Source organism: Halomonas sp. B23F22_10 (assembly GCF_043496975.1).
Taxonomy (GTDB): Bacteria; Pseudomonadota; Gammaproteobacteria; order Pseudomonadales; family Halomonadaceae; genus Halomonas; species Halomonas smyrnensis.
Window position 1 is genome coordinate 273347 of record NZ_JBIEKF010000003.1, and the last position, 24101, is coordinate 297447.

General features: G+C 64.7%; 22 protein-coding genes and 1 pseudogene. 8 read left to right on the top strand and 15 right to left on the bottom strand.

The genetic code is table 11. From position 1 onward, the window contains the following. Positions 1 to 100: 100 nt before the first annotated feature. Together pncB and ACGTNF_RS08440 are read right to left on the bottom strand one after the other, a co-directional pair. On the bottom strand, positions 101 to 1303 hold the full coding sequence (gene pncB / locus ACGTNF_RS08435; protein WP_394601303.1) for a nicotinate phosphoribosyltransferase: 1203 nt from the start codon (positions 1301 to 1303) through the stop codon (positions 101 to 103). Positions 1304 to 1420: 117 nt separating this feature from the next. Further along, positions 1421 to 2185 (bottom strand): DUF1499 domain-containing protein, encoded by a 765-nt coding sequence (locus tag ACGTNF_RS08440; protein WP_394601304.1) that lies wholly within the window; start codon positions 2183 to 2185, stop codon positions 1421 to 1423. A 215-nt stretch (positions 2186 to 2400) separates the two neighbouring features. On the opposite strand from ACGTNF_RS08440, the gene nfsA reads away from it, so the two are divergent. Together nfsA and ACGTNF_RS16295 are read left to right on the top strand one after the other, a co-directional pair. Next, entirely contained in the window at positions 2401 to 3132 is a 732-nt protein-coding gene (gene nfsA / locus ACGTNF_RS08445; RefSeq protein WP_394601305.1) for an oxygen-insensitive NADPH nitroreductase, read from the top strand. 209 nt (positions 3133 to 3341) lie between these two features. After that, positions 3342 to 3902: pseudogene (locus ACGTNF_RS16295) on the top strand (DUF2238 domain-containing protein). Between the two features lie 267 nt (positions 3903 to 4169). On the opposite strand, the gene ACGTNF_RS08455 reads toward ACGTNF_RS16295, so the two are convergent. The 8 genes from ACGTNF_RS08455 to ACGTNF_RS08490 form a co-directional block, all read right to left on the bottom strand. After that, positions 4170 to 4718: a hypothetical protein gene (locus tag ACGTNF_RS08455; RefSeq protein WP_394601307.1), complete on the bottom strand. Its 549-nt coding sequence runs from the start codon at positions 4716 to 4718 to the stop codon at positions 4170 to 4172. Positions 4719 to 4831: 113 nt separating this feature from the next. Further along, positions 4832 to 5806 carry a fumarylacetoacetate hydrolase family protein gene (locus tag ACGTNF_RS08460; protein ID WP_394601308.1) on the bottom strand — a complete coding sequence of 325 codons (975 nt, stop codon included), beginning with the start codon at positions 5804 to 5806 and terminating at the stop codon, positions 4832 to 4834. Then, positions 5806 to 6603: a cyclase family protein gene (locus ACGTNF_RS08465; protein WP_394601309.1), complete on the bottom strand. Its 798-nt coding sequence runs from the start codon at positions 6601 to 6603 to the stop codon at positions 5806 to 5808. Before ACGTNF_RS08465 ends, ACGTNF_RS08460 begins: the two co-directional genes overlap by 1 nt. Positions 6604 to 6645: 42 nt before the next feature. Next, the gene (locus ACGTNF_RS08470; protein WP_394601310.1) at positions 6646 to 7647 is read right to left on the bottom strand and encodes an MBL fold metallo-hydrolase; all 1002 of its coding nucleotides are present in this window, start codon (positions 7645 to 7647) and stop codon (positions 6646 to 6648) included. 35 nt (positions 7648 to 7682) lie between these two features. Beyond that, on the bottom strand, positions 7683 to 8954 hold the full coding sequence (locus tag ACGTNF_RS08475; protein ID WP_394601311.1) for a hypothetical protein: 1272 nt from the start codon (positions 8952 to 8954) through the stop codon (positions 7683 to 7685). 112 nt (positions 8955 to 9066) lie between these two features. Then, positions 9067 to 10227 (bottom strand): alpha/beta hydrolase family protein, encoded by a 1161-nt coding sequence (locus tag ACGTNF_RS08480; protein WP_394601312.1) that lies wholly within the window; start codon positions 10225 to 10227, stop codon positions 9067 to 9069. A gap of 33 nt (positions 10228 to 10260) precedes the next feature. Then, positions 10261 to 11379, bottom strand: a complete 1119-nt coding sequence (locus tag ACGTNF_RS08485; RefSeq protein WP_394601313.1) for an FAD-dependent oxidoreductase — start codon at positions 11377 to 11379, stop codon at positions 10261 to 10263. Positions 11380 to 11451: 72 nt separating this feature from the next. Beyond that, complete coding sequence (locus tag ACGTNF_RS08490; protein ID WP_394601314.1) at positions 11452 to 12378, bottom strand: LysR substrate-binding domain-containing protein; 927 nt, start codon at positions 12376 to 12378, stop codon at positions 11452 to 11454. 251 nt (positions 12379 to 12629) lie between these two features. On the opposite strand from ACGTNF_RS08490, the gene ACGTNF_RS08495 reads away from it, so the two are divergent. The 3 genes from ACGTNF_RS08495 to ACGTNF_RS08505 all read left to right on the top strand — a co-directional run bounded on the left by ACGTNF_RS08495 (position 12630) and on the right by ACGTNF_RS08505 (position 15019). Further along, entirely contained in the window at positions 12630 to 13577 is a 948-nt protein-coding gene (locus tag ACGTNF_RS08495; RefSeq protein WP_394601315.1) for a VOC family protein, read from the top strand. Positions 13578 to 13580: 3 nt separating this feature from the next. Further along, positions 13581 to 13928 (top strand): Rieske (2Fe-2S) protein, encoded by a 348-nt coding sequence (locus ACGTNF_RS08500; RefSeq protein WP_394601316.1) that lies wholly within the window; start codon positions 13581 to 13583, stop codon positions 13926 to 13928. Between the two features lie 458 nt (positions 13929 to 14386). Continuing rightward, entirely contained in the window at positions 14387 to 15019 is a 633-nt protein-coding gene (locus tag ACGTNF_RS08505; protein ID WP_394601317.1) for a hypothetical protein, read from the top strand. 2 nt (positions 15020 to 15021) lie between these two features. Here the strand turns inward: ACGTNF_RS08505 and mapR are convergent, their stop codons facing one another. Both mapR and ACGTNF_RS08515 read right to left on the bottom strand, forming a co-directional pair. Then, positions 15022 to 16431, bottom strand: coding sequence for a GntR family transcriptional regulator MpaR (gene mapR / locus ACGTNF_RS08510; protein ID WP_394601318.1), 1410 nt, complete (start codon positions 16429 to 16431; stop codon positions 15022 to 15024). 139 nt (positions 16432 to 16570) lie between these two features. After that, entirely contained in the window at positions 16571 to 16858 is a 288-nt protein-coding gene (locus tag ACGTNF_RS08515) for a sll1863 family stress response protein (protein ID WP_394601319.1), read from the bottom strand. A gap of 196 nt (positions 16859 to 17054) precedes the next feature. Between ACGTNF_RS08515 and ACGTNF_RS08520 the strand changes: the two genes are divergently transcribed. Then, complete coding sequence (locus ACGTNF_RS08520) at positions 17055 to 18464, top strand: MFS transporter (RefSeq protein WP_394601320.1); 1410 nt, start codon at positions 17055 to 17057, stop codon at positions 18462 to 18464. 99 nt (positions 18465 to 18563) lie between these two features. Here ACGTNF_RS08520 and ACGTNF_RS08525 read toward each other — a convergent pair whose 3' ends face one another. Further along, positions 18564 to 19454, bottom strand: coding sequence for a LysR family transcriptional regulator (locus tag ACGTNF_RS08525; protein WP_016855070.1), 891 nt, complete (start codon positions 19452 to 19454; stop codon positions 18564 to 18566). 118 nt (positions 19455 to 19572) lie between these two features. On the opposite strand from ACGTNF_RS08525, the gene ACGTNF_RS08530 reads away from it, so the two are divergent. Both ACGTNF_RS08530 and ACGTNF_RS08535 read left to right on the top strand, forming a co-directional pair. Beyond that, complete coding sequence (locus ACGTNF_RS08530; protein WP_394601321.1) at positions 19573 to 20991, top strand: coniferyl aldehyde dehydrogenase; 1419 nt, start codon at positions 19573 to 19575, stop codon at positions 20989 to 20991. Positions 20992 to 21034: 43 nt separating this feature from the next. After that, positions 21035 to 21712 (top strand): type 1 glutamine amidotransferase domain-containing protein, encoded by a 678-nt coding sequence (locus tag ACGTNF_RS08535; protein ID WP_394601322.1) that lies wholly within the window; start codon positions 21035 to 21037, stop codon positions 21710 to 21712. Positions 21713 to 21809: 97 nt separating this feature from the next. On the opposite strand, the gene ACGTNF_RS08540 is transcribed toward ACGTNF_RS08535, so the two are convergent. Beyond that, positions 21810 to 22805, bottom strand: a complete 996-nt coding sequence (locus tag ACGTNF_RS08540; RefSeq protein WP_394601323.1) for an ion transporter — start codon at positions 22803 to 22805, stop codon at positions 21810 to 21812. A gap of 128 nt (positions 22806 to 22933) precedes the next feature. Then, positions 22934 to 24022, bottom strand: coding sequence for an NAD(P)H-dependent flavin oxidoreductase (locus ACGTNF_RS08545; protein WP_394601324.1), 1089 nt, complete (start codon positions 24020 to 24022; stop codon positions 22934 to 22936). Positions 24023 to 24101 lie beyond the last annotated feature (79 nt).

The window sequence follows — 24101 nt, forward strand, 5'->3', positions numbered from 1 at the left end:
TGCATATCAATGGCTTGAGATTGCCTTCGCGTGCGATTCGCATTCGGTCCAGGTTTCGCGTCTCGCCTCCTGCCCGCTTCTCCCGGTTGGGCGAGGCGGTTCAGGCGGTCACCCCGAAGACGCTCTTCAGGTAGCGCACATAGGCCTCGTCCCGGGACAGCATCTTGCCCGGGGCATCGGAGATCTTGGCCACCGGCTGGCCGTTGCAGGCCACCATCTTGATCACCATGTTCATCGGCTTCACGTCCGGCAGGTCGCAGGTGAGGCTGGTGCCGATGCCGAAACTGGTGCGGATGCGCCCGTCCAGCGCGGTCTTGATGCCCATCGCCGAGTCGAAGGTCAGGGCGTCGCTGAAGATCAGCGTCTTGCCGCGCGGGTCGATGCCGAGCGTCTCATAGTGGCGGATGCACTTCTCGGCGAACACCATGGGATCGCCGCTGTCGTGCCGCAGGCCGTCGAACAGCTTGGCGAAGTACAGATCGAAGTCGGCCAGGAAGGCGTCGAGGTTGATGGTGTCGGTCAGCGCCACGCCCAGGTGGCCGCGGTATTCCTGCACCCAGGCCTCCAGCGCGGTGCGCTGGCTGTCCACCAGCCGGCTGCCGAGCTGCTGGTGGGCCATCACCCACTCGTGGGCCATGGTGCCCATCGGCGCCAGGCCGTGGCGCCGGGCGATGTCGACGTTGCTGGTGCCGACGAACTGGCCGGGGAACTCCTCGGTCAGCACCTCGACGATGGCCTCCTGCACCGGCTGGGAGAGCCGCCGCCGGGTGCCGAAGTCGGCCAGCCGGAAGTCCGCCAGCTGGGCCGGCGTGTAGTCGCGGCGCAGCCGATCCATCTTCGTGCGCAGCTGCGACACGGCCTGATCGACGCTGGCCGCGGGGTTCAGGGTGTGATTGCGCACCTCGCTGATGATGGCGAGGATCACGATCTCGAACAGGATGCTGTGCGTCCAGGGGCCGTCGATGAGGATGCACAGCTCGCTGCCCTCCATGTGCAGGTCCACGTACTCGGGGCGGAAGCGGTACAGCTCCAGGAAGCGCACGAAGTCCGGCGACATGTAGGCGAAGTCGCTCAGGTAGGCGGATTCCGCCTCGCTCAGCGACAGCGAGGCCAGGCCGTCGATCTGGGCGCGGATCTCGTCGAGATAGGGGCGCAGGTCCTCGGCGTCGCGGCAGCGGAATTCCCAGGTCACGCTGGCATTGGGGTAGTTGTGGTGAACCCCCTGCATCATGGTGAGCTTGTACCAGTCGGTATCCAGCAACGAGGTGATGATCTGACCCGGGGCGCGGTACGTGGCCGCCATGAAGGATGCTCCCTGTGAATGATGGTGGACCGCTGCAGCGGCCCGCGAGACCGGCGTCTCGCGGGGGCATGATGGTAGCGTGTTCAAGAATCGGTGACGAATCGGCCCGCAGAAGGATCAGGGCGCGAGCCGGGCCGTCAGCGCCTCGAGGATGGTCTGGATGCGTGCGGCATTGGTGCCCAGGTCGCTCTGGCCGAGGCGCGAGGCCGAGCGCATGTCCACCGTGGTACCCGCCGCACTCGGCGTCAGCCGGATCACGATATCGTCCTCGAAGCCGAACCAGCGGGTGGTCGCCATCGCCTCGAGCCGGCGCTCGCTCACGGCCGCAATCGACCAGCCGCGTTCCCGGGCCAGGGCCTCGGCGGCGTCGCGCACCGCCGGCAGCGGCCGCGGGATCTCCACCGGCCCCAGATTCGGATAGCCCTCACGCTGGGCCTCGGCAAAGGCGGGGGGATAGTCGAGCGCGTTGGGCGCCGCCCGGCGCGCCTCTGCCAGCGCCTCGAAGGCCGGCGGGTCGGCGAGGTCGGTGGTGATGTCGTGGATCGGCGGCACGCTGCGGGCCAGCTCGCGCATCTGCAGCGGCTGCGCGACGATCGCCACCCCCGCCCCGATCACCAGCAGGCTCGCCAGCACCGGCCTGGCGCGCCGACAGACCACGGCGACCAGCAAGGCCGCCACGGCGACGAGCGCCGCGCCCACGGCCAGCAGGGCGGCGCGATGCAATAGCGAGAACGACTGCCCGAGCGACAGCCATTCCAGGCGATAGGCCGGCCCCGCGCCGGCCATCAGCGCCGCGGCCATCGCCAGCAGCAGCACGGCCAGCCAGGCCAGGGCGGCCGGCCAGCGGCCGCCGCGCGGTCGGGGCTTGAAGGTCAACGACATGGCGTGGCTTCCTCCCTTCGTTGCGGCATGGCCCCTACTATAGTGCCCGAGGACGCTCGTGCCGATCCTGCCGGTAGGCGCCGGTCGCCGATAGGCCGAGGCGATGGCGCCCATGTTGGCATGTCGTGAGCATGTTAAGTATCTTGGACGGGTCTTGGCGGGCTCGGCGATCCGCCCGACCCCGAACCATCCGAACACGCATTCCGCGAGGCCCCATGAATCCGACCATCGAACTGCTGAAGTCCCACCGCTCGGTGCGCAAGTTCACCGACCAGAAGCTGCCGCCCGAGCTGCTGCGGGAGCTGGTCAGCGCCGGCCAGGCCGCCGCGTCCTCCAACCACGTGCAGGCCTACAGCGTCATCCACGTGACCACCCCGGCCAAGCGCGAGCAGATCGCCGAGCTGGCCGGCGGCCAGGGCTACGTCGCCAGCGCCTCCGACTTCCTGGTGTTCTGCGCCGACATGAAGCGGCCCACCGACGCCTCCGAGCGCACCGGCGCCAACGTCGTGCGCGGCATGACCGAGCAGCTGCTGGTGGCCAGCGTCGACACCGCGCTGATGGCGCAGAACGTGGCCGTGGCCGCCGAGTCCGAGGGGCTCGGCATCTGCTACATCGGCGGCATCCGCAACAACCCGCAGGCCGTCAGCGAGCTGCTCGAGCTGCCGGAGCATGTCTATCCGGTGTTCGGCATGTGCATCGGCTACCCCGCCCACGACCCGGACGTGAAGCCGCGCCTGCCGGTCGAGGCGATCCTCAAGGAAGACCGCTACACCGACGATCGCGAACAGGTCGACGCCTACGACGACGAGATGCACCGCTACTACGGCGAGCGCACCGGCGGCACCAAGGACACCAACTGGTCGAAGAGCCTCGAGCCGCTGTTCGACACCAAGCTGCGTCCCCACATGCGCGACTTCCTGGTCAAGCGCGGCTTCGAGATGAAGTAAGTGCCAGGCGGTCAGCCCTCCTTGTTACGCTGACTTGTCGGGAGCAGGGTGCTCGGCTAAGAGTGAATCATGCGGCCGATCGGCGGGAGCCGGTGTCGCACACCATGCCGTGACCCTGTCCGCAGGCGCTGTCAACGGCGGCGCATCGTCGCCCAGCGGCTGGCGTCGGCCGGGGCCCGTCGTCCAGCGAGAAGACCGCGATCAAGTACATCTGGGCAGGTGTCTTTGCCGCGGTGCTGGTCTGGTCGGGCATCCATCCCGCGGATATTGCCACCTGGTGGCTAGAGGTGCTCCCGGCCGGTCTCGGCGCCGCCGCCCTGTGGGGCACCTGCTGCATCTTCCGGCGGATGTCCTTGGTGTACTCGCTGATCTTGGTGCACTGCATCTGCTGATTATCGGCGGGCATTACACTTACGCCGAGGTGCCTTTCTTCGATGGCGGGGTCGAGCGCAACAACGATGAAGTTGGGCCACTTCTTTCAGGGCTTCGTGCCGGCGCTGATCGCCAGGGAGCTCCTCATCAGAAAACGCGTGGTCAACGGGCGATGGTGGCTCAGGCTGTTCGTGGTTTCCGTGGTGCTGGCCATCAGCGCCTTCTACGAGCTCATCGAATGGTGGGTGGCGCTGGCGTCCCGCGAAGCGGCCGACGCCTTCCTGGGCACTCAAGGCTACGTCTGGGATACCCAGTCGGACATGGCGCTGGCCTTGCTCGGGGCCATCTGCGCCGTCGTGCTGCTTTCCAGGACGCAGGATCGCCAGATCGTCGGCTGACGGAATGACCGGATCTTGATGGTCGGCGGTAGACTAAACTGATCCCTTTTTTTATCGAGTTAAGAGTCTGTTAAGACCTCGGCGCATCTGTCATCCAGATCGTGCATCTTTGTGGCGATAGGCCTAGAGAAGGCCTGCGCCGAGTTGCTACACAATTTTATCGATCATCAGCAGTGCCAGGGCACGCCGGGCGTTTATTCAGGTCGAGACAGGTCAGCCCCGAGGCTGTCGCAATACGATGAGCATGATCATCATCCTAGGCAATTATCAGCGGAGGTGCGGGCCTTGTGCATTCTCAGGGTTAGAAGCTTCGGCAGAGCGAGATCGGGGTCGGCGGCTATCAAGGCGCCATGCATGAGCGAGGGTAATGCCCATGCTGGTCCTCGCCACTGCCGCGGCGATCAGGCCGCCGTAGATCACTTTGATCTCCAGCAGTGTCGCGAAGGCGATGGAGGGCCCGGCGATCATCCAGGTCACCGCGGTCCCGCAGAGACCGCCGACCAGGGTGGCCAGGAGCGCGAGCAACAAGCTGCGGACGATCGGCTGGCGAGGCAGCCCCCGGGTGCGGCCGGGCAAGGCTTCAAGTTGGCCCCGTGCCACTTTGCGCTGCATGACCAGGGCCGGGATTAGGGCGCTCATCAGCGACAGCATGAACGTCTGCGGCAAAAAATCGATGGCGGCCCCGCGGGCGCCCCACAAGGGAGCCGGGTCGCGGCCGCCGAAGAGGGCAAAGACGAAGGCGGCGCTGATCAGGGCGCTGATCACGGTCGCGACCAGGGTTTCCCGTCTGATAGTGCGTTTCAGTTCAGTTGGCATGGCTCGTCACCGGCTTGTTGTTGTGGGGATGGTACACAGGCCCGGTACCCACCGTGGAAAATCGAGGCACCGAGCGTATCGGGGAGAGGGCGGTGTCCCGCCCTGCAGTCTGGCTACCGAGCGGCGACACGCTGGCTGATGGCGCCGAATAGGGGGCTGCCGTCTGCCTGGCGGGCCTCCATGTGCACCTCGTCACCAAAGCGGAGGAAGGGGGCGCGGGCCTCCCCCGAATCGTCGATCTCGATGGCGCGACGCTCGGCGATGCAGGCGGAGCCGACCTCACGGTAATCGGGGTTGGACACGGTGCCCGAGCCAATTACCGTGCCGGCGGGTAGGTCTCGGGAATAGGCCGCATGGGCGACCAGTTCATGGAAGCCGACCGACATGGCGTGGCCGTTGGGATGACCAAACGGCTCGCCGTTGAGGGCAATCCGCAGATCCAGGGCGACACGTCCCTCTCGCCAGCTTGGCCCCAGTTCATCGGGGGTCACGGCGATCGGGGCCATGGAACAGCGAGGCTTGCACTGGACCATGCCGAAGCCGGTCTTCATCTCGATCGGCCCCAAATAGCGCAGGCTCCAGTCATTGACCTGAACGAGCAGGCGTATCGCGTTCATGCCGGTATCGGCATCGGCGGACATCTCCACCGCTCCGGTGATGACGGCAAACTCGCCTTCGAAATCGATGTTGTCCTGCTCCGAGGGGAAGACGCTTGGTTCGGCGGGTGACAGGAAGCGATCGGAGATCCCCTGGTACATCAACGGCCGTCCCAAGGCATGGCGCGCCTCCAGCTTGAAGACCCGCTCCATCAGTTCGCCGTGACTATCGAAGGCCGAGCCATCCAGCCATTGCCACGCGCGCGGGAGAGGGGCCAACGCCTGGTCGGGGTCGAATGGCCCCATGCCCTCTGCGCGGCCTTCGTTAAGCTGCTGATATTGATGTTCCAGGCGTGGCGCCAGTTCATCCCACCGTTCCAGCGCTTGCTGTAGCGTCGAGGCCGCTTCCGCGGGCACCATCATGGCGTTGTGGCGGCAAACCAGGTGCAGGCGACCATCGGGATGGCCATTGGCAAGAGTCGCAAATCGCATCACTCACTCCCTTCTTGCGTGGTCACCAACGCCACTGGCCGGCACCAGCCAGCCGAAGCGCGGGCAATCTTTACTGGCAGGCACATGACGTCGAAACCGGTAGACGGCAGTTGATGGAGGTTGGCCAGCTTTTCCATGTGGCAGAACACGGTTTCCGCACCCACCTTGTGGCCTTCCCAGAACAGCGAGGCATCGCCGGTTTCGCGTACGCGTGCCACCTGACTGGCTAGAGGCGGGTCCCAGCTCCAGGCATCCGTGCCGGCAATTTTCACGCCGCGTCGTGTCAGATACAGCGTGGCTTCTCGGCCCATGCCGCAACCCGAGGCCACGTAGTCGTCCTCGCCGTAGCGCTCTCCGGCCCGGGTGTTGACGAGCACGATATCACCGGGGCTCAGTTCGTGATCGATACGTTCCAGTTCGGCGGCGACCTCGGCGGCACTCACCAAGTGGCCGTCCGGGAGGTGCCGAAAGTCGAGTTTGATGCCGGGACCAATACACCACTCCAGTGGCACCTCGTCGATGGTCATCGCTGGTTTGCCGCCGTCCATAGTGGGGTGGTAGTGCCAGGGAGCATCCATATGAGTCCCGTTGTGCGTGCTTATCACGCAACGCTCGACGGCAGCGCCCTTGCCGTCCAGTTGCTGGTCGACAGGGATGCCGAAGATGTCCTTGAAATCCCTGGCGCCCTGATCATGGTCGATGTAGTCGATCTGCGGTCCCAGTCCCGGCGGGTCCGAGGCAATGCCGTCGGTTAGGCTTACCGCCAGGTCGATCAGGGTCTTTCCTCGTGTGAGCATGGTGATCTCCCGGTTATGTTGGAGTTGCCCGATGAAATAAACTCAGTAGCGATCAAGGTCTTCGGCCAGCGTCACGGGGCCTTCAAATAGCTCACTGACTCCGCGTGTATAACTGCTCAACCCCGTTTCACCATCAAGTCCTGGAGCGATATGGGTGAGTACTACCTGTCCGACACCGGCCTCAGCAGCCATCTTGCCTACTTCTTCCGGAGTCAGATGATTTTCTTGCATGTGCTGGATCATGGGCTGGAGAGCCTCTTCGGGAATATCCTTAGCGTGCCGGAGCACCCTGCTCATGCGGTTTAGGTCGATTACCTCACTGACCAACACGTCAGCGCCATGGGCGAGCTCGATCACATTTTCGGAAGGGCCGGTATCGCCGGTGTAGACATAGCTGCGTTGAGGCGTCTCAATACGGTAGGCATAGGAGCGTGAGTACTTAGCTTCGGCACTATTCTGAGGGAAGTGATAGTGTTGGTTTGTAATGGCAAGTACGCGGATATTGGAATCACGATAGACTTCAGTGGGCTCGGTCATGTTTGAAGCAAGGTCTTGCGGATTTACGGTATCTGCCAGGGGGGGCTTGTGTACTGAGTTTGAAGTTCCAATTGGGGCCATTTCCGTGGCATAAAAGGCTTTAGTCAAGTTTTCCACCATGTTGACGGTTCCGGGAGGCCCGATGATAGGAAGAGAGGTGGTGTGATTGAAAACCCAACGGCTGGTGATCAGTTGTCCAAGATCTGCATTATGGTCAACGTGGTGATGAGAGAGGAAGATGGCCTGGACCGATTCCATCGGGATTCCTGATTTCACCATTTGACGTTCAGTGCCAGACCCCGTGTCAAAGAGGTAAGTTTGTCCATTAACTAGAATAGCATTGGCTGACTCGGAACGCTGCTCACGAATGATTGGTCCGCCGCCGGTTCCCAGGGTGACGAAGCTCACGTTACTATTTGAGTCATGCTCTTTTTGTTGTGCTATAATAGTGTCAGAAACACAAAAAAAAGCGAGCAAGACTAGGCATGAGTTAAGCAGGTTTTTCATAAGGGTGTCCTTGTAACTAGGGATATGTGGTTTGGTCAGAACGACAATGTTATTCCAGTGACGAAAACATTGCTTTTTCTGTCATCATTGATGCCCTGGTGGCGCCTGTAGTGAGCGAAAAGCCCTTGCCCGTGAATCGTCGCGGTGATGCCGGCGCCGACCACGGCATAGGTGGCCTCGTCGTTGATGTTGTCCAGGGAGTTCTCGTATTCGTGCTCGACGCCGACCATGACGCTGGGGAGCCACTGAAACTTCGGCGTTGCTTGCGGAGCGCGCTGAAGCTTGAAATGCGCCCAAGCCAAGCCAAAGTCCTCGTCGGCACCGTCGACACCGGTGGTCTCCGGCAGTTCCATGTGGCCCAGACGGGGCGTGGTCCGGCCGAGATCACTGTGATGGTAGAGAGCGCCGAAGCGTGGGTGGGCGAGGGTGCCATCGGGAAGCCAGCGGGTGTTGTCTCCCAGCCACGAGCCCACGACGTCAGCCTGTAAATAATAGCGGTCGTCATCCTGTTTCTTTTGCAGGTCCGCTGGACCGTGGGGAGTTGGAATGTTGTAGGCACGATTCTCTGTTTCGCCCCAGAGATACATGCCACGGGTAGTGATGCCCCAGTGGTCGGTAAACTTATGTAAATAGTCAAGGCGCAGGCCCCGGCTGTCGCGAATAACCTCAGTGCCACTGTTCTGGTCTTCACTTTCGAAATTATTGGCGACTAATCCGATCCCCCACATGACATTCTCGTTAGGCAGGTGCAGAAGCTCAAGTTCGGCATGATAGAGTTCGCTGCCAAGGTTCAGTGAGTGTGGGTCGGCATCTCCTTCCGTACGTGCTCCGTTGATCCGTAAATAGCTGGATCCTGACGAGGAAGGGAGTTCTAGCATAAGGTTAACAGGTGTAATTAGAATATTGTTTCCTTCACGAAAATCATCGAGGTTCGGATTACTGTTTTTGGCGCCGTACGCGAAACGCGCTGATCCCATGCGCGATTGGGCAGTCCCAAATTTTTCATTGGAAAAGAAAGGGGAAAGAAGTCCAGCGTTTCCGAGGTTGATCAGCGAGCGGGCCCCCTGGGAGAGCTGAGGGGGGCGAGACTCGCCGGTTGTCGGGGAAGTGGCCTGTGGTTGCTGAGCAAGTGTCTGATGTGCGGAAAGTAGGGTTACCGCAGATGCTCCCACTATCAGGGCATGCTTTATCATCGTGAGCTCTCTGTCATTATTGTGCTGATGAATATTGAATTCAGCTTTTTGAATTTGTTTGCATGGCAAACAAGTGACCTGTGCACGGCGTGAATGCAGGGTCTTTATCCACATTAATTCTCACGGGGAGTGGTTAAAAACCACTTTATTGCATATCAAATATTGATGGCGTAAATGCGCGAATAAATAAAAACCTTGCGCCTAAAGTCGCAAGGTTTCTCCTTGATCAGGCTGTCTTTCCACCCAGTGTTTTGGCGAACCAGTCGGCAATATAGTGTCTTCCGAAGTTCATGTTGTCGGCACCGACATGCTCCACACCACCCTCTCTTTCGGTGAATATCTTCAACTCACGGCGCGGTGAATTGGTCAGCTGCTCGTAGGATTGATGCGCGTAGTCGAGACTGATCTGGCGATCCTTGGCGCCGTGCGTGACCAGGAACGGCACCTTGATACGCTCCATGACGCCATTCAGGGTCATGCCTTCGGCACGCCGTAAGAACTCATCTCGGTCGTTGGTGCCAAAGACCCATTGCACATGGTTCCAGTAATGGGGGACAGGGTTTTCGCCTTCGCGCTGAAGGCGTTTATGTTGCACTTCAGCCCAGTTGTGATTTGCCCCCCATACTGCCCCGGAGGCAAAGCGAGGTTCCATGGCGCATACCCGCGGTGCGTAATAGCCGCCCAGCGAAATCCCGGTAATCCCGATTCGGTCGGGGTCGATCCCGGGCTGGTCGGCGAGCCATTCGTACACGGGGGTCCCCCATTGTTCGGCCTGCCAGGTGGCAGGAAGATCCTGCAGGCGCAGACTCTCGCCGGTCCCGGGCTGATCCACGCAAAGACAGCTGATGCCTCGACGAGCCAGTTCTTCGGGCAAGCGTGACCACCACAGCAGTTCCTTGCAGCTATCCAGGCCGTTGAGGAACACGACGGCTGGCGCTGGCCCTTCCACCCCTTGGGCATGACTCAAGAGTACGGCGATATGCTTGTCACCGTAGGGGATCTCATGGCGGGTGACGTTGAGGCTGCCCAGGCGCGCCCCCTCGTCGAACGCTTTTCGCCCCTTGAGAAAGGTCTCAAGCCGGTCCCTGGAACCCTGGGTCTGCATGCGTTCGGCGATCAGGTAATACAGTGATGCACGGTGTAACTTGTCGCTGGCGGAGAAGCCGTGGTTCCTGGCGGTGTCCTCGTTGGCCAGAGAAACCAGCTGGTCAGCCTTGCGAACCCATTCTCGCATGAACTCCTGCGTGCCCACGTCCTCGCCTTCCGTGGAAGCCTCGAGAAGGGGCTGGCACATGTCCATGATGTCGCCAAGCTTGGCGCCGCTTTCCATGGCGATGGCAACGGAAAGGTTCCATACATAGTTGGGAAAATAGTTGAACAATGCCATTCGGCTTCGCTCCTTGCTGGATGGGGAATGGTGTCAAATCGGCTCGGCCATGAGAGTCATGCACTGGCGGTTGATCTCCGCAGGGTCGACGTCCTGGCGTTTACCCATCTGCATGTCTCCGATCGCCAGCGAGTTAAAGTTGACGAAACGACAGCGCTCGATGCGCCGGTTACGGTAACGGGTCAGCGCCAGATCCGGGGCGTCTCCGGTCGCCAGTTCGTCGGCCAGGACGACGGCATCTTCGATGGCCATGCCGGCACCCTGGGCGAGATGGGGGGTCGACGCATGGACGGCATCGCCTAGCAGTGCAACGCGTCCTTTATGCCATGCCTCTTCCAGGAAGATCGCTTCAAGCGGCTTGGCGACAACGCCGGCGTTTTCGGTCACGTTGTCCATCAGCCTTTGAATCTGCGGTGCTGCATGTAAGGCTCGCTTATGCATCATGGTGCAGGCATTATCGCGTTCGAACTGGAAACCAACCGGCTCTTCGCTGAGCATGAACAGATACATGAGGTCGGCGGAAAGCGGGGTGAGGCCGGCATTGACTCGACCGTAATAAAGCTGGATTCCCGTGACTTCCGCCGGGCGCGGAATGTTGTAGCGCCACACCCATTGGCCGGTATAGCGAGGCTGTGGTGCCTGCGGGAAAAGCGCTTGGCGGGTTTGCGAAAAGATGCCATCGGCCCCCACCAGCACATGAAAGGTGTCGCTGGTGCCATCACTCAAGGTGGCTTCGACGCCGGCCCCGGTATCCGTCCATTTTTCCACGATGGTACCCAGGCGAATGTCGGTACCGAGTTCCCGTGCCTTGCCGGCGAGAATGTTCTGCAGTGACGTACGTTGAATGCCGACATTGGAAGGCAAGTGCTCCCCGGCCAGTCGGGGTGCCTTGAAGGAAAAGAGAGAGTCCCCTCTCGGCCCGAAGCCCATGGTGGTATCAAAGCCATAGGACTGCGCCAGGTAATCATCGAGAATGTCCAGCTCCTGCATGGCCCTAAGGACATTGAACTGTTGGATGATACCCACGCCACTGGCTGGCCATTCGGGCGATTTTTCGACCAGCGTGACCGAGAAATCCTTGCGTCGAAGAGCGATGGCAGCGGTCAGGCCGCCTATGCCGCCGCCTGTCACGAGGATCTTGTCGTTTGTCATGTCAATTACCTCCCGTTACGAAATTATTCAGTGAGTCATCGTGATAAGAATCGAGGGACCCATCGTTGGGGGTTAGGGCGATGATAGGTGGCTGGATGACATCGATGACGCAGCGCTTTGCATCAGGTCAGTCAGCCAGCGGATGCCGGGGTCCTGGTCGCGATAGGCATGCCACTGGATGCGTTCTTCCAGCAACGGCATGTCGAAGGGGAGCGGGTGGATATCGACGCCGATCAGGGATTGATATTGCAGGGCCATGTGCTTGTGCACGGTCGCTATCCGATCGCTTCCCAGGATGAGCTGAGGCAGCGATGCGAAGGTGTAGCTGGTCAGCGAGATATCACGATGGATGCCTTTTTTTTCCAGCCATTGCTGCTCGAAGGTCGCTGCGCCGGTAGTGGGCTCCATCTTCACATGACGCGCTCCGGCGTAGCGCTCCATGGTCATGGGCTCGCCATGGTGGCGACTGCTGGCGCAGGTGATACAGACGTATTCTTCGCTGAACAGGTACTCGCTGGGGTGTTCGGGCGAGGTCAGCGGTGCGGGAGCCACCAGTACGTCCGCGTCCCCCTTCTCGATGGCCTGATAGGGAGACTCGACCTGAGGAAGAAACTGAAAGCGGATGCTCGACGACACCCTGTCCGCCAGCTCCAGTACCCTGGGCATCAGGGTCGACATGGTGAAGTCCGACAGGATGATGCGAAAGTCTCGGGTCGACTGGCTCGGATCGAAGGTCAGGTCTGTGGCGACGGTGGCCTCGATACGCACCAGGATATCTCTCACCGAATGTTGCATGGCTTGCGCTCGTGGCGTGAGCTCCATTCGCCGCCCTACCTGAACCAGCAGCGGGTCATCGAAATAGGTCCTGAGACGAGTGAGAGCGTTCGACATGGCCGACTGGGTCAGGCTCATACGCTCTGACGCACGGCTCACGGACTTGAGCGTCAGCATGTGGTCGAGTGCCACTAGCAGGTTGAGATCCAGCTTATTGAAGTGCATAGCGTGTCACAAAATGGTTGTCGTAGTTGTGCGGGAATTTATGCCTTGGATGGCATAAAGCTGTGAAATTGATATTATGAATATAGCCATGGGCGACATAAATAAATAAGACTTTGGTCATTCATTGAAATGATCCATTGGTTGGATCACGCAAAACAATTTTTCACCCTCAAGCGTTCCTCATAGCTTTGCCTCATCGGAGCAGTAGAGTTACTTCTCCTAACACCAATAATTCAGTTAACGAGGAAGTTATGCGGATCATTGGACCTGATGAGGTCGTGTTTGGCGTCGACGATGTCGAGGCGTCGAGGACGTTTCTGTTAGACTTCGGTCTCAAGGAGCGCCAGCAGGCAGATGGCAGCCTGCGATTCGAGGCCCTGGATGGCACGGCCATTTGCATTCATCGACGTGATGCGAAGGCATTGCCGGCGCCCTTGCCGACCGCCAACAGTCTGCGTCAGACCGTATGGGGAGTGGAGGATCAGCAGGCGTTGGAGGCCATTGCCGAAGAGCTGTCCCGGGACCGTGACGTCCAGGTCGCGCCGGATGGTAGAATCACCTGCCAGGACGATGTGGGTTTCGAGATTGCTTTCCAGGTCACGGTACGTCGCCCGCTCGATCTGGCGGCCGAACGGATAAACTCCCCGGGAGCGAATCCGGCACGTGGAGCCAATCAAATCGGTGCCGATGAGAACGCCTCGGCGCTCCCAAGGACCCTCTCCCACGTGGTGTTCTTCACGCCGGATATGCAGCGCATGCAGCGCTTCTACATCGAGCGGCTGGGCTTCATGGTCACCGATCACTTCACCAACACCGGTCCTTTCCTGCGCCCCCGGGCCAATGACGATCACCATGTCCTTTTCCTGATCCAGACTCCGGATTACATGCAGGGGCTCGAGCATGTGGCGTTCCACATGCAGGGGCCCACCGAGTTGATGCTGGCGGGCACGCGCATGGTCAACAAGGGCTATGAGAGCTTCTGGGGCCCAGGCAAGCATAAGTTCGGCTCCAATTGGTTCTGGTATTTCAATTCACCGATGGGCGTGCATGTCGAGTATGACGCCGACATGGACAAGCATGACGAGCACTGGACGCCGCGTGAGGCGATTTCCAATGCCGAAAATTCCCAGCTGTTTCTGTTCCAGAGCACACCCAAGTGGGCCCCGATGGGTGGCCCCCCTCCGGGGAAGGGCAAGTAACCGATGCCGCTGCGGTGGGTCTTCCTGGCCACGCTGGACGTTATCCCGATTGGCGAGTCGAGAGGGTTCGACCCGCAAGGCCAGGGGAGAGACAGCCTTTTCGTGGTGAGGACGGGGCAGGCGAGCGTGGTGGCCTATCGTAATGCCTGCCCGCATGTGGCGGGTGCGCGCATGGCGTGGAAGAAGGACCGGTTTCTGAGCAGCGACGGTCGCCATATCACCTGTTTCGCCCATGGCGCGTTGTTTCGGCTCGAGGATGGGCTCTGCGTGGCAGGGCCATGTCCGGGACGGCGACTCGAGATGGTGGAAATTGCGATTCGAGACGGGGCGCTCTATCTGTGGGCGGGATGAGCCTTTCCACATGTTTGTCCTTCCGCCAGTCAACTTTCGGCTAAAGAACTCGGGGTGAAGTCACTACTTTTCTCTTACTATCATCAATGCGAAACGGCCGGTCGCTGCTTCGGTGCTGCTGGCCTCGACGCTCGATCTCTATCGGCAGGATCGCAAGCAGATCGGGCGACTGAATTGGCGCCTGCGCGGCGCGGTGTAACTGGATCGCCTCGGGTTTCGTAGACACCTCCAGGCTTAGCGTCTGACGCTGCCGCGGCCGGCGATGGATCGCCGAAGGGGGCACGGCCATGTCGCAGTGTTCTTGCAGGCCCTCGGGCCTTGATGCTTGGCCTTGCCTGAACTGATCCCCTTTTTTCGTGACCTTCTGCCCCTGTTATGGCCCCGGCCGTTCTGTCATCTTGACCGCCCACGACAGGGGCCGCGGGACGCGGGCCGGTTTCCAGGGTTTGAGGGGTGTCATGATGATCTACGTCGCGTTCTTCCTGATCTTCGTCGGTGTGACGTTCGCGCTGCATCAGGTGTACAGCGTGCACTACGCGATCAACTTCGAGGACGAGGAGGAGCGCCCGGAGCGGGTCAACCAGGCGCTGACGACGCTTTGCGCCGCGGCCGAGGAGTGCCGCGACGGCCGGCCCTCGGCAGGGTTCGAGCAGGCGGTGGCCCGTATCTTCGGCGGCGGCGTCGATCCGCGGCTGGTGCTGGCGGCGCTGGCGCCGGGCCGGCGGAAGGCCTTCGCCGAGCCGCTGCTGCGCCGGCGCGGGCGCATCGACACCCGCGGCGAGCTGACCGTGGCGCACCTGCCGGGCTGGAAGACCCGCCCGCCGCGGCGCTATCGGCGCGGGCCGATGCTGGTGCTGGTCATGGCCTGCAGCCTGATGGCGCTGTTCTGGGGCGGGATGAGCATCTTCACCGCGGCCTATCCGGTGGCGGTGCCGGCGCTGGCCTGGGCCAACAACCTGGCCGTGCTGACGTCGCTGGTCTATGCCTCGGCGCTGCTGGCCTTCGCCGTCTCGAAGCTCGACCTCTACCTGCATGATCTCCAGCAGATCGGCCGGCTGCACCGGCGCCTGCACGAGGCGCCGCGCGCCTGAGTTCAGAAGGCGTCGATCAGCTCGCCCAGCGTCGCCATGGCCGCCTCGCTGCGCGGCGTCCAGGGATGGCCGTAGCTCAGGCGCAGGCAGTGGCGAAAGCCCTGGGTGGCGGAGAAGATCGGCCCCGGTGCCAGGCTGATGCCACGCTCCCGGGCCAGATGGAACAGGCGCAGCGAGTCCACCCGTTCGGGCAGTTCGAACCACAGGAAGTAGCCGCCGGCCGGGCGGGTGGCCCGGGTCTCGGCCGGGAAGTGATGCGCGGCCGCGGCCAGCATCCGGCCCTGCTGGGTCTCCAGGGCATGGCGAAGCTGGCGCAGGTGGCGGTCATAGCCGCCATGCTGAAGATAGTCGGCGATGGCCGTCTGGGCCGGCACCGAGGGCGAGATGGTCGTCATCAGCTTGAGCCGCGAGATCGCCTCCGCGAAGCGCCCGGCCGCCACCCAGCCGACCCGATACCCCGGCGCCAGGCTCTTCGAGAACGAGCCGCAGTGGATGACCAGGCCCTCGTCGTCGAACTGCTTCACCGGCTTCGGCGGCGTGGTGGCGAAGTGCAGCTCCGCGTAGGCGTCGTCCTCGATCAGCGGCACCTGGTGGCGCTTGATCAGCGCGTAGAGCGCGCGTTTCTTGTCGTCGTCCAGGCTCGCGCCCAGCGGGTTCTGCAGATGGCTCATGAACCAGCAGGCCTTGATCGGCAGCCGCGCCAGGCTGTCCGCCAGCACGTCCAGGTCGACGCCCTCGCGCGGGTGCACGGGAATCTCCACCGCCCTGAGCTTCAGGCGCTCGAGGATCTGCAGGCTGGCGTAGAAGGCCGGTGACTCGATGGCGACCAGGTCCCCGGGCTCGGTCACGCACTGCAAGCCCAGGTTCAGCGCCTCCATGGCGCCGCTGGTGATCACCAGCTCCTCGGGCGGCAGCGGCATCCCCTTCAGCGTGTAGCGCAGCACGATCTGGCGGCGCAGGTCGGCGTCGCCCGTCGTCATGTCGCGCAGCACGTCGCCGCCGCTCATCCCGCGCAGGCCCTTGGCCATGCTGCGGGCCAGCCGGGCGAGCGGGAACAGCTCCGGGCTGGGGAAGGCCGAGCCGAACGGCACGGTGTCGGGGTCCTGGAGCGAGTCGAGCACCGAGAACACCAGCTCGCTGACGGCCACGTCGGCGCTCTCCTGCCGGCTCGGCGTCATGCGCGGCTCGTGCAGCACCCGCCGGGCCTGCTCGCGCACGTAATAGCCGGAGCGCGACCTGGCCACGATCAGCCCGCGATCCTCCAGCAGATAGTAGGCCTGGAAGACGGTGGAGTGGCTGATGCCGTACTGGCGACTGGCCTGGCGCACCGAGGGCACCCGCTCGCCCGGGGCCAGCACGCCCTCGCGGATCAGCTCGGCGATCCGGTCGGCGAATGTCTCGTAGCGTTTCATCGGCGGCTCGCGGCCCCGTCATCGCAGTGGCGGAAGGAAGAGCATTCCACCACGCCCGGCGCCGCGGCGGAAGGCGACACGACAACGCCCCGACCAGGAAGGGCCGGGGCGTGGGGCTAGCCGGTGGAGGCACGGCGCATCACTTGAAGCGTGAGCGAGCCTTCTCGAGGGAATCGCTCAGCGAGCTCCAGGCGCTTTCCGCGCCGGCCTTGAGGTCGTCCCAGGCGTCGTCGCTGGAGTCGCGCAGTTCGTCGAGCTTCTGGCGCATCTCGTCACGCCTGGCCTCGAGCTCGTCGACTTCCTTCTCGTGCTCGATGCGCTGGTCGGCCTCGGCGCCCCTGGCACGGGCCTTCAGCTTGTCCACCTCGGCCTGCAGCTCGTCCAGCTTGGCGCGCAGCTTCTGTTCGTAGGCATTCCGGTCGCTCATGGGAAGACTCCTTTCCGTGGGCGCGTGAATCACGATTCGCTCGTGCCCGTCGCGGGGCAACACGATGTGGTCGTTACAGGGTGGCATATCCCCCCCGGGAACTGGCAAGGTCGCGCGTATCGGCATATGTCTCGTCGGTGCCGTGCGGCGCCGACCCTCCACTGATCATCAGCCCGGCGAGCCTGGCGGAGGTACCATGAAGTCTCTTACGAGCACGAGGTTCGCAATTCTCGGGGCGGCGCTGGTCGCGATCAGCTACGGCCTGGCGCGCTTCGCCTTCGGCCTGTTCGTGCCGCAGATCCGCGACGCGCTGGAGCTCACGCCCTACGCCATCGGCATCATCGGCGCGCTGCCGCTGATCAGCTTCCTGCTGTCCACGGTGGTCGCGCCCTTCATCACCGACCATCTCGGCGCCCGCAACACGGCGGTGCTGTCCGGCCTGTTCGGCGTCGTCGGCCTGGGGCTGATCAGCCAGGCCTCCGACGCGCTGATGCTGGGCAGCGGCGTGTTCGCCTGCGGCATCTGCACCGGCCTGATGATGCCGGCCCTCTCGGCCGCCATGCAGGCGATGGTGAGGCGCTCGCTGCACGGGCGGGTCAGCTCGGTGATGAACGCCGGCACCAGCATCGGCGTGATCGTCGCCGTGCCCACGGTGCTGTTCATGGTCGGCGCCTGGCGGCTGGCCTATCTCTCGTTCGCGATCTGCACCGCCATCGGCGTGATCGCCGCCTGGTGGTTGCTGCCCTCGGTGTCGCGCATCGTGCCCTCGAACGCCGCGCCGCCACCGCCGCTCCCCGAGCTGCCCTGGTCGCGGCTGGTGCGGCTGTCGCTGTTCTCCTTCGTGATGGGCTTCGTCTCGTCCGCCTACTGGATCTTCGCGCCCGACCTGGTCGTCACCCTCGGCGGCCTGCCGCCGGCCTCCACCGGTTGGCTGTGGCTGGCGGTGGGCATCGCCGGCCTCGGCGGCGCCGTGGTGGCCGACCTGGCCGACCGCAACAACCCGCCGATCACTCACGCGCTGATGCTGATGATGCTGGCCGCCAGCCTGGCGCTGCTCGCGGCCAGCCCCGCCCAGACGCCGCTGGCGGCGTTCTCCGCGCTGGTCTTCGGCCTGGCCTACATGAGCCTGACGGGGCTGTATCTGATGACCGGCATCCGCCTGCTGCCGGGCCGGCTGTCGGTGGGGCCGGTGCTGCCCTTCATGGCGGTGTCGCTGGGGCAGGCCACCGGCTCGCCGGTGGTCGGCGGGCTGGTCAATGCCTTCGGCTATGCGACGGCGTTCTCCATGTTCGCCGCGCTGGGCATCCTGGTGGCCATCCTGTCGCCCTTCTATCCGGGCCATATCGAGCAAGCGGACGAGGACGCGGAAGCCGAGGAGGATACCGGCCTGCAGGCGGCCTACGACCAACAGCTGCAGAACGAGGAGGGCGAGCCGCTGGAGGATCCGGAAGAGCCGCAAGAATCGCAAGAGTCGCAAGAGTCGCAAGAGTCGCAAGAGTCGCAAGAGTCGCAAGAGTCGCAAGAGCAGGAGGCGCTTGCCGAGGCGTCCGCCGATACCGCTTCCGAAGAAGGCCCGGCGGAGCACTCCCGCCAGAGTGCCCGGTAACGCCTCTGGCGATCCGCGCGGCCTCGGGGCTCGAGAGAGGTCGCGTCAGCCGCCGGGGGGCGGCTGACGACAACGGCCGGCCGGGCCGGCCCGTGCGCCTCACTCGGGCAGGCGCAGTTGCTGCAGCAGGGTCTGGCGGGCGTGGGCGACCCGCGCCTGGCGCAGGGCCTGCGGCCTCCATACCAGGTAGTAGTGGATCTCGTGGGTGCCCACGGGGGAGGCGATCTCGGCCAGCTCGCCCCGGGCCATCTGCTGGCGGCAGAGGTACTCCGGCATCACCGACCAGCCGAAGCCCTGCATGAGCAGCTGACGCTGGGCCCTCAGGTCCTGGTTGACCACGTAGGGCACCAGGTCGTCGGCGCCGATCCGGTTCTTTTGCAGCCAGCGCTCGATCATCGACAGTTCCAGGTCGTAGGCCAGCAGCGGGGTCTCGCGGATGTCGCCGGCGAAGTCGTCGGACGCCGCCAGCCGTGCCGCCACCGCTGGCGCGGCCACGGGCAGTACCCGGCTGGTGAAGAGCGGCTCGCTCTTCAGGCGGCCGTCGACCACCGGGTGAGCCGAGATGCCCAGGTCGCAGTGGCCTTCCAGCAGCATGCTGGTCACCATGTCGCCGCCACCGCTATGCAGGCGCACCCTCACGCCCGCCTCGAGCAGCGGCAGCAGCCGCTGGCCGAGAATCTCGGCCATCACATCGGCATGCCCGACCAGCTGCAGCACCCCCGAGATATCCATCGACCGGGCCCGCGCCGAGGCCAGGGCGGCCTCGGCGGCGTCCAGCTTGTCGCCGATGTCCATGGCCAGCGCCTCGGCGGCGGCGGTCGGCGTCACGCCGGTCGGCGAGCGCTCGAACAGCGGCCGGCCGACGGCGACCTCGAGCCCGGCGATGTGCTGCGAGACGGCGGGCTGAGTGAGATTCAGCGCTCGCGCCGCGCCGCTGATGGAGCACTGGCGATACACCTCGATGAAGGTGCGCATGCGGGTCAGGGACATGGCCGATCCATAAATTTTCTTATGACCCCGGCAGCCTAGCATTGTTACCCCTCCGACACCCGTCAGGCCTAGGATGCCGACATCGAACGTCATCCACGCCCCGACGGCAGGAGGAATCATGTCCAGCGAGAACACGCGCCACGATCTGCTCAAGGTCCTGAACAGCATGAAGCAGCGCCAGGCCGCGGCCGGCACCGCCGACGCGGCCCTGCGCAAGGACCGCCTGCAGCGCGGCATCCGCCTGATCCGTGACCACCACGAGGCGCTGATCCAGGCGATGAGCGACGACTTCGGCCATCGCAGCCACTTCCAGGCCGGCTCCTCCGACCTGGCCGGCAGCATCAAGATGCTGCAGCACGCCATCGACCACGTCGACGAGTGGATGCAGGCCGAGACCGCGGAAGCCCCCGACCCCGGCATGACCACCGAGATCCACTATCAGCCGCTGGGCGTGGTCGGCGTCATCAGTCCCTGGAACTTCCCGATCAATCTGGCCTTCGGCCCGCTGGCCGGGGTGTTCGCCGCCGGCAACACCGCCATGCTCAAGCCCTCCGAACTGACGCCGAGGACCTCCGATCTGCTGGCCGAGCTGATCGGGCGCTACTACGGTCCCGAGGAGCTGGCCGTGGTGCTGGGCGAGGCCGACGTGGCCCAGGCCTTCAGCACGCTGCCGTTCGATCACCTGGTGTTCACCGGCAGCACCGCGGTGGGTCGCCACGTGATGCGCGCCGCCGCCGACAACCTGGTGCCCGTGACGCTGGAGCTCGGCGGCAAGTCGCCGGTGCTGGTGTCCCGCGAGGCCGACCTGACCAAGGCCGTGGAGCGCACCCTGACCGGCAAGACCTTCAACGCCGGCCAGATCTGCATCGCGCCCGATTACGTGCTGCTGCCGGAAGAGCAGACGCGGGACTTCACCGCCCTGGCCCGGGACTTCCTCGCCCGCAGCTACCCGAGCGTCCAGCACAACGACGACTACACCGCCATCGTCAGCGACCGGCACTACCAGCGGCTGATCTCGCTGCTGGAGGATGCCCGCGAGAAGGGCGCCGAGATCGTCAACCTGGGGCCCGAGGACGAGCCGGCCTACCGGGAAGACAGCCGCAAGATCGCCCCGCACCTGGTGATCGGCGCGACCGACGACATGGCCATCATGCAGGAGGAGATCTTCGGGCCGCTGCTGCCGATCCGCACCTACGACCAGGAGCGTGAGGCGGTGGCCTATATCACCGGCAACCCGCGCCCCCTGGCGGCCTACTACTTCAGCGAGGACACCGAGGCGCAGCGGGCCTTCGCCGAGAGCACCATCTCCGGCGCGCTGGTGGTCAACGACGTGATGGCCCACGTGTCCATCGATTCGCTGCCGTTCGGTGGCGTCGGCCCCTCCGGCATCGGCGCCTACCATGGCGTGCATGGCTTCCGCCGCTTCTCCCACGCCAAGCCGCTGGTGGTGCAGAGCGAGGAAGGCCTTGGCAACCTGCGGCTGCGCGCGCCCTATGATGACAAGTACGCCGAGCTCAAGGCCCTGCTCGAGGGCTGAGCCTGCCGCCCGACCGCCGAATGACACGACCGAGAGGTGACCGATGAAGATCCTGATGGTGCTGACATCCCACGACGCGCTGGGCGACACCGGCCACAAGACCGGCTTCTGGCTCGAGGAATTCGCCGCCCCGTACTATGCCTTCCGTGACGCCGGCGCCGAGCTGGTGCTGGCCTCGCCCGAGGGCGGCCAGCCGCCGCTGGACCCCAACAGCGAACTGCCGGACTTCCAGACCCCGGCCACCGAACGCTTCCGCGAGGACGCGCAGGCCCAGCATGCCCTGGCCGGCACCGTGCGCCTGGACGAGGTGAACGAGGCCGACTTCGATGCGGTGTTCTACCCGGGCGGCCATGGCCCGCTGTGGGACCTGGCCGAGTCGCGCACGTCGATCGAGCTGATCGAAGCCTTCGAGCGCGCCGGCAAGCCGATCAGCTTCGTCTGCCACGCCCCGGGCGTGCTGCGTCACGTGAAGGCCGCCGATGGCGCCCCGCTGATCCGGGATCGCCGGGTCACCGGCTTCACCAACGGCGAGGAAGCCGGCGTCGGCCTGACCGAGGTGGTGCCGTTCCTGATCGAGGACGAGTTCCAGCGCCTGGGCGCCCGCTACGAGAAGGGCGAGGACTGGCAGTCCTACTGCGTCGAGGACGGCCGCCTGATCACCGGCCAGAACCCCGCCAGCTCCGAGGCCGTGGCCCGGGCCCTGCTCAAGCGGCTGGCGTGACCGCGGGGCCACGCGGCCCCGCGCTTTCCCGGGGCCGCGTCCGAGGGCGCGGGCCACCGCCTTCCTTGCCGGCGCCGCGCACCGACGCGGCGCCGCCTCACTGGTACTTGTGCTGCCAGCCCTTCACCGCGATCTGCTCCTTGAGCAGGTCCAGCATGTCCACCAGCACCTGCTCGGTGATCCGTTCGGTCTCGGGGTCGGTGCGCAGCCAGGCATCGAAGCCGCTCTCGGCCAGGTGTTCCACCAGGGCGGAGAACTCCGACGACGTGAGGCCCGCCAGCGCCTCGTCGACCAGGTGGCAGGCCAGGTCGGAGAGCGAGGCCTCGAGCCCGCGGGTCAGCGGGCCGCCCATCGGCAGGCGCGCGAGCCGCCTGAGCTCCGGGCTCTCGGCCAGGGTGCGGCCGACCAGCCCGCGCACGTAGCGCAGGGTGTCGTCGCGGTTGCGGTCGTAGGCGTCGCCGGCCATGGCCTCCAGCCGCTGGCTGATCTCGCGGATCAGCGCCTGCTTGCGCGGCTGCACCACGCGTTCGATCACCGGCGCCGAGAGCCCGTCGCCGGCGCGGATCTCCTGCTGCACGTTGTCCAGCATGCGGATGGCGATGCGGTCGGTGAGCTCCTCCAGCAGGATGTCGTAGTACTTGGCGGCCACGCCGTAGAGGTACCAGCGGCGCACGTCGATCAGGCCCATGCGCTGCAGGCGATGCAGCAGCGAGATCACGCGCAGGATGCGCAGCAGCCGGAAGCCGCCCAGCGGGATGCAGCCGAGCACGTCGTACCAGTGCACGAAGGGGTAGAAGAACCAGCGGTGATAGTGGCGCTCGGCGATGGCCACCGCCCAGCCCAGCATCACGTCGATCAGGAAGATGCCGACGAACGCCAGGTCGATGGTGAGGAAGTTGGCGTGGATGTGCCGTTCGTAGGCGCCGTACAGCCCGGGGGCCACGGCCTCGAAGGCGGCGTTCAGCGGCGGCAGCAGGAACAGGCTGTCGAACAGCAGCAGCCCCAGGTTGGCGATCACCAGCGCGATGATGAACAGGTCCCACACCAGGTGGGCCCGTTCCAGGGCGGGCGAGGTCGTGCGCGTGGCAGGCATGGCGCCTCCTTGAGCTCGATGCCGAAGGGTCGCCTCTCATCCTAAAGCCTCGGCCAGCCGCCGACACCCCGGGCGTGCTCAACGACGGCGCCGCCGCCGGGCACTCCGGAACGGCCGTGCCCGTGCCGTCAGGCGCCGCCTCGCCACTCCCGAAGCAGCCGGCTCACCAGCTCGCCGGCGGGGAGTTCGCGCGCCAGCGGCGCGCCCTGTCCGGCCCAGTGGGCCGCGAAGTCATGATCGCCGCGCTCGGCCGCCGCCGCGTTGAGCCGCTTGGCCGCGTCGTACGCCACTGGATAGGCGGGCGGCCTGACTCTGGGCATGGCCCTGTGCGTGGCCCCGGGCGTGGCCTCGGCATGGCGCATCAGGCGATTGAGGATGCCGCGCGCCGGGCGCCCGGACAGCGCCGTGGTCATGCGGGTCGTCTCGGCGCGCTCGCTCTTGAGGGCCGCGCGATAGCCCTCGTTGGCCGCCGATTCCGGGCACAGGATAAAGGCCGTTCCCAGCTGGGCGGCGCAGGCGCCCAGCGCCAGGGCCGAGCGAATGCCCTGGCCATCCATGATGCCGCCGGCCGCGACGATCGGCAGGTCCATCTCCCTGACCAACCGGCGAACGAGCACGGCGGTGCTCAGCCGCTCATCGTCCGCCGCCGGGTCGAAGCAGCCGCGGTGCCCGCCCGCCTCATCGCCCTGGGCCACGATGGCGTCGACGCCTCGCGCCTGGATCTCGCGCGCCTCCCGCAGGTTGGTCGCCGTCGCCAGCGTGTAGATGCCGGCCTCCCGCAGCGCGCGTATCCACTCCTCGGGCGGCAAGCCGAAGTGAAAGCTGACCACGGCGGGGCGCGTCTCGAGCAGCATCTCGAAGGCCGCCTCGTCCTCCACGAAGCTGCGGTAGATCTCGTCGAGCCCCGCCGGCGGCTCGCGGTCATATTCCCGGAACAGCGGCGCCAGGTGCGACAGCCAGGCCGCCTCCCGGGCCGGGTCGCGCTGCGCGGGCGCATGGCAGAAGACGTTGACGTTGAACGGGCGGGGCGTCAGCGCCCGGGTGCGCTCGATCATCGCCCTAGCCTTGTCGACGCCGCTGGCGCCGATGCCCAGCGAGCCCAGGCCGCCGGCATTCGACACGGCCGCCGCCAGCGCCGGCGTGGCCACGCCGGCCATGGGCGCCTGGATGATTGGCTGGATGCCCAGCCGGTCGGTCAGGGGATTCGGCGATGTCATGGGAATGGCCTCCACGAGTGCGGGATACGGTGGCGTCGGTTGACAGCAGTGGGCGGCATGGCGTCTTTTATCGGCGCGC

What these genes read in the sequence shown, in the direction of transcription:
- pncB (WP_394601303.1), bottom strand. Translation starts at nt 1,303, where the DNA reads ATGGCGGCCACGTACCGCGCCCCGGGTCAGATCATCACCTCGTTGCTG.
- ACGTNF_RS08440 (WP_394601304.1), bottom strand. Translation starts at nt 2,185, where the DNA reads ATGTCGTTGACCTTCAAGCCCCGACCGCGCGGCGGCCGCTGGCCGGCC.
- nfsA (WP_394601305.1), top strand. Translation starts at nt 2,401, where the DNA reads ATGAATCCGACCATCGAACTGCTGAAGTCCCACCGCTCGGTGCGCAAG.
- ACGTNF_RS08455 (WP_394601307.1), bottom strand. Translation starts at nt 4,718, where the DNA reads ATGCCAACTGAACTGAAACGCACTATCAGACGGGAAACCCTGGTCGCG.
- ACGTNF_RS08460 (WP_394601308.1), bottom strand. Translation starts at nt 5,806, where the DNA reads ATGCGATTTGCGACTCTTGCCAATGGCCATCCCGATGGTCGCCTGCAC.
- ACGTNF_RS08465 (WP_394601309.1), bottom strand. Translation starts at nt 6,603, where the DNA reads ATGCTCACACGAGGAAAGACCCTGATCGACCTGGCGGTAAGCCTAACC.
- ACGTNF_RS08470 (WP_394601310.1), bottom strand. Translation starts at nt 7,647, where the DNA reads ATGAAAAACCTGCTTAACTCATGCCTAGTCTTGCTCGCTTTTTTTTGT.
- ACGTNF_RS08475 (WP_394601311.1), bottom strand. Translation starts at nt 8,954, where the DNA reads ATGTGGATAAAGACCCTGCATTCACGCCGTGCACAGGTCACTTGTTTG.
- ACGTNF_RS08480 (WP_394601312.1), bottom strand. Translation starts at nt 10,227, where the DNA reads ATGGCATTGTTCAACTATTTTCCCAACTATGTATGGAACCTTTCCGTT.
- ACGTNF_RS08485 (WP_394601313.1), bottom strand. Translation starts at nt 11,379, where the DNA reads ATGACAAACGACAAGATCCTCGTGACAGGCGGCGGCATAGGCGGCCTG.
- ACGTNF_RS08490 (WP_394601314.1), bottom strand. Translation starts at nt 12,378, where the DNA reads ATGCACTTCAATAAGCTGGATCTCAACCTGCTAGTGGCACTCGACCAC.
- ACGTNF_RS08495 (WP_394601315.1), top strand. Translation starts at nt 12,630, where the DNA reads ATGCGGATCATTGGACCTGATGAGGTCGTGTTTGGCGTCGACGATGTC.
- ACGTNF_RS08500 (WP_394601316.1), top strand. Translation starts at nt 13,581, where the DNA reads ATGCCGCTGCGGTGGGTCTTCCTGGCCACGCTGGACGTTATCCCGATT.
- ACGTNF_RS08505 (WP_394601317.1), top strand. Translation starts at nt 14,387, where the DNA reads ATGATGATCTACGTCGCGTTCTTCCTGATCTTCGTCGGTGTGACGTTC.
- mapR (WP_394601318.1), bottom strand. Translation starts at nt 16,431, where the DNA reads ATGAAACGCTACGAGACATTCGCCGACCGGATCGCCGAGCTGATCCGC.
- ACGTNF_RS08515 (WP_394601319.1), bottom strand. Translation starts at nt 16,858, where the DNA reads ATGAGCGACCGGAATGCCTACGAACAGAAGCTGCGCGCCAAGCTGGAC.
- ACGTNF_RS08520 (WP_394601320.1), top strand. Translation starts at nt 17,055, where the DNA reads ATGAAGTCTCTTACGAGCACGAGGTTCGCAATTCTCGGGGCGGCGCTG.
- ACGTNF_RS08525 (WP_016855070.1), bottom strand. Translation starts at nt 19,454, where the DNA reads ATGTCCCTGACCCGCATGCGCACCTTCATCGAGGTGTATCGCCAGTGC.
- ACGTNF_RS08530 (WP_394601321.1), top strand. Translation starts at nt 19,573, where the DNA reads ATGTCCAGCGAGAACACGCGCCACGATCTGCTCAAGGTCCTGAACAGC.
- ACGTNF_RS08535 (WP_394601322.1), top strand. Translation starts at nt 21,035, where the DNA reads ATGAAGATCCTGATGGTGCTGACATCCCACGACGCGCTGGGCGACACC.
- ACGTNF_RS08540 (WP_394601323.1), bottom strand. Translation starts at nt 22,805, where the DNA reads ATGCCTGCCACGCGCACGACCTCGCCCGCCCTGGAACGGGCCCACCTG.
- ACGTNF_RS08545 (WP_394601324.1), bottom strand. Translation starts at nt 24,022, where the DNA reads ATGACATCGCCGAATCCCCTGACCGACCGGCTGGGCATCCAGCCAATC.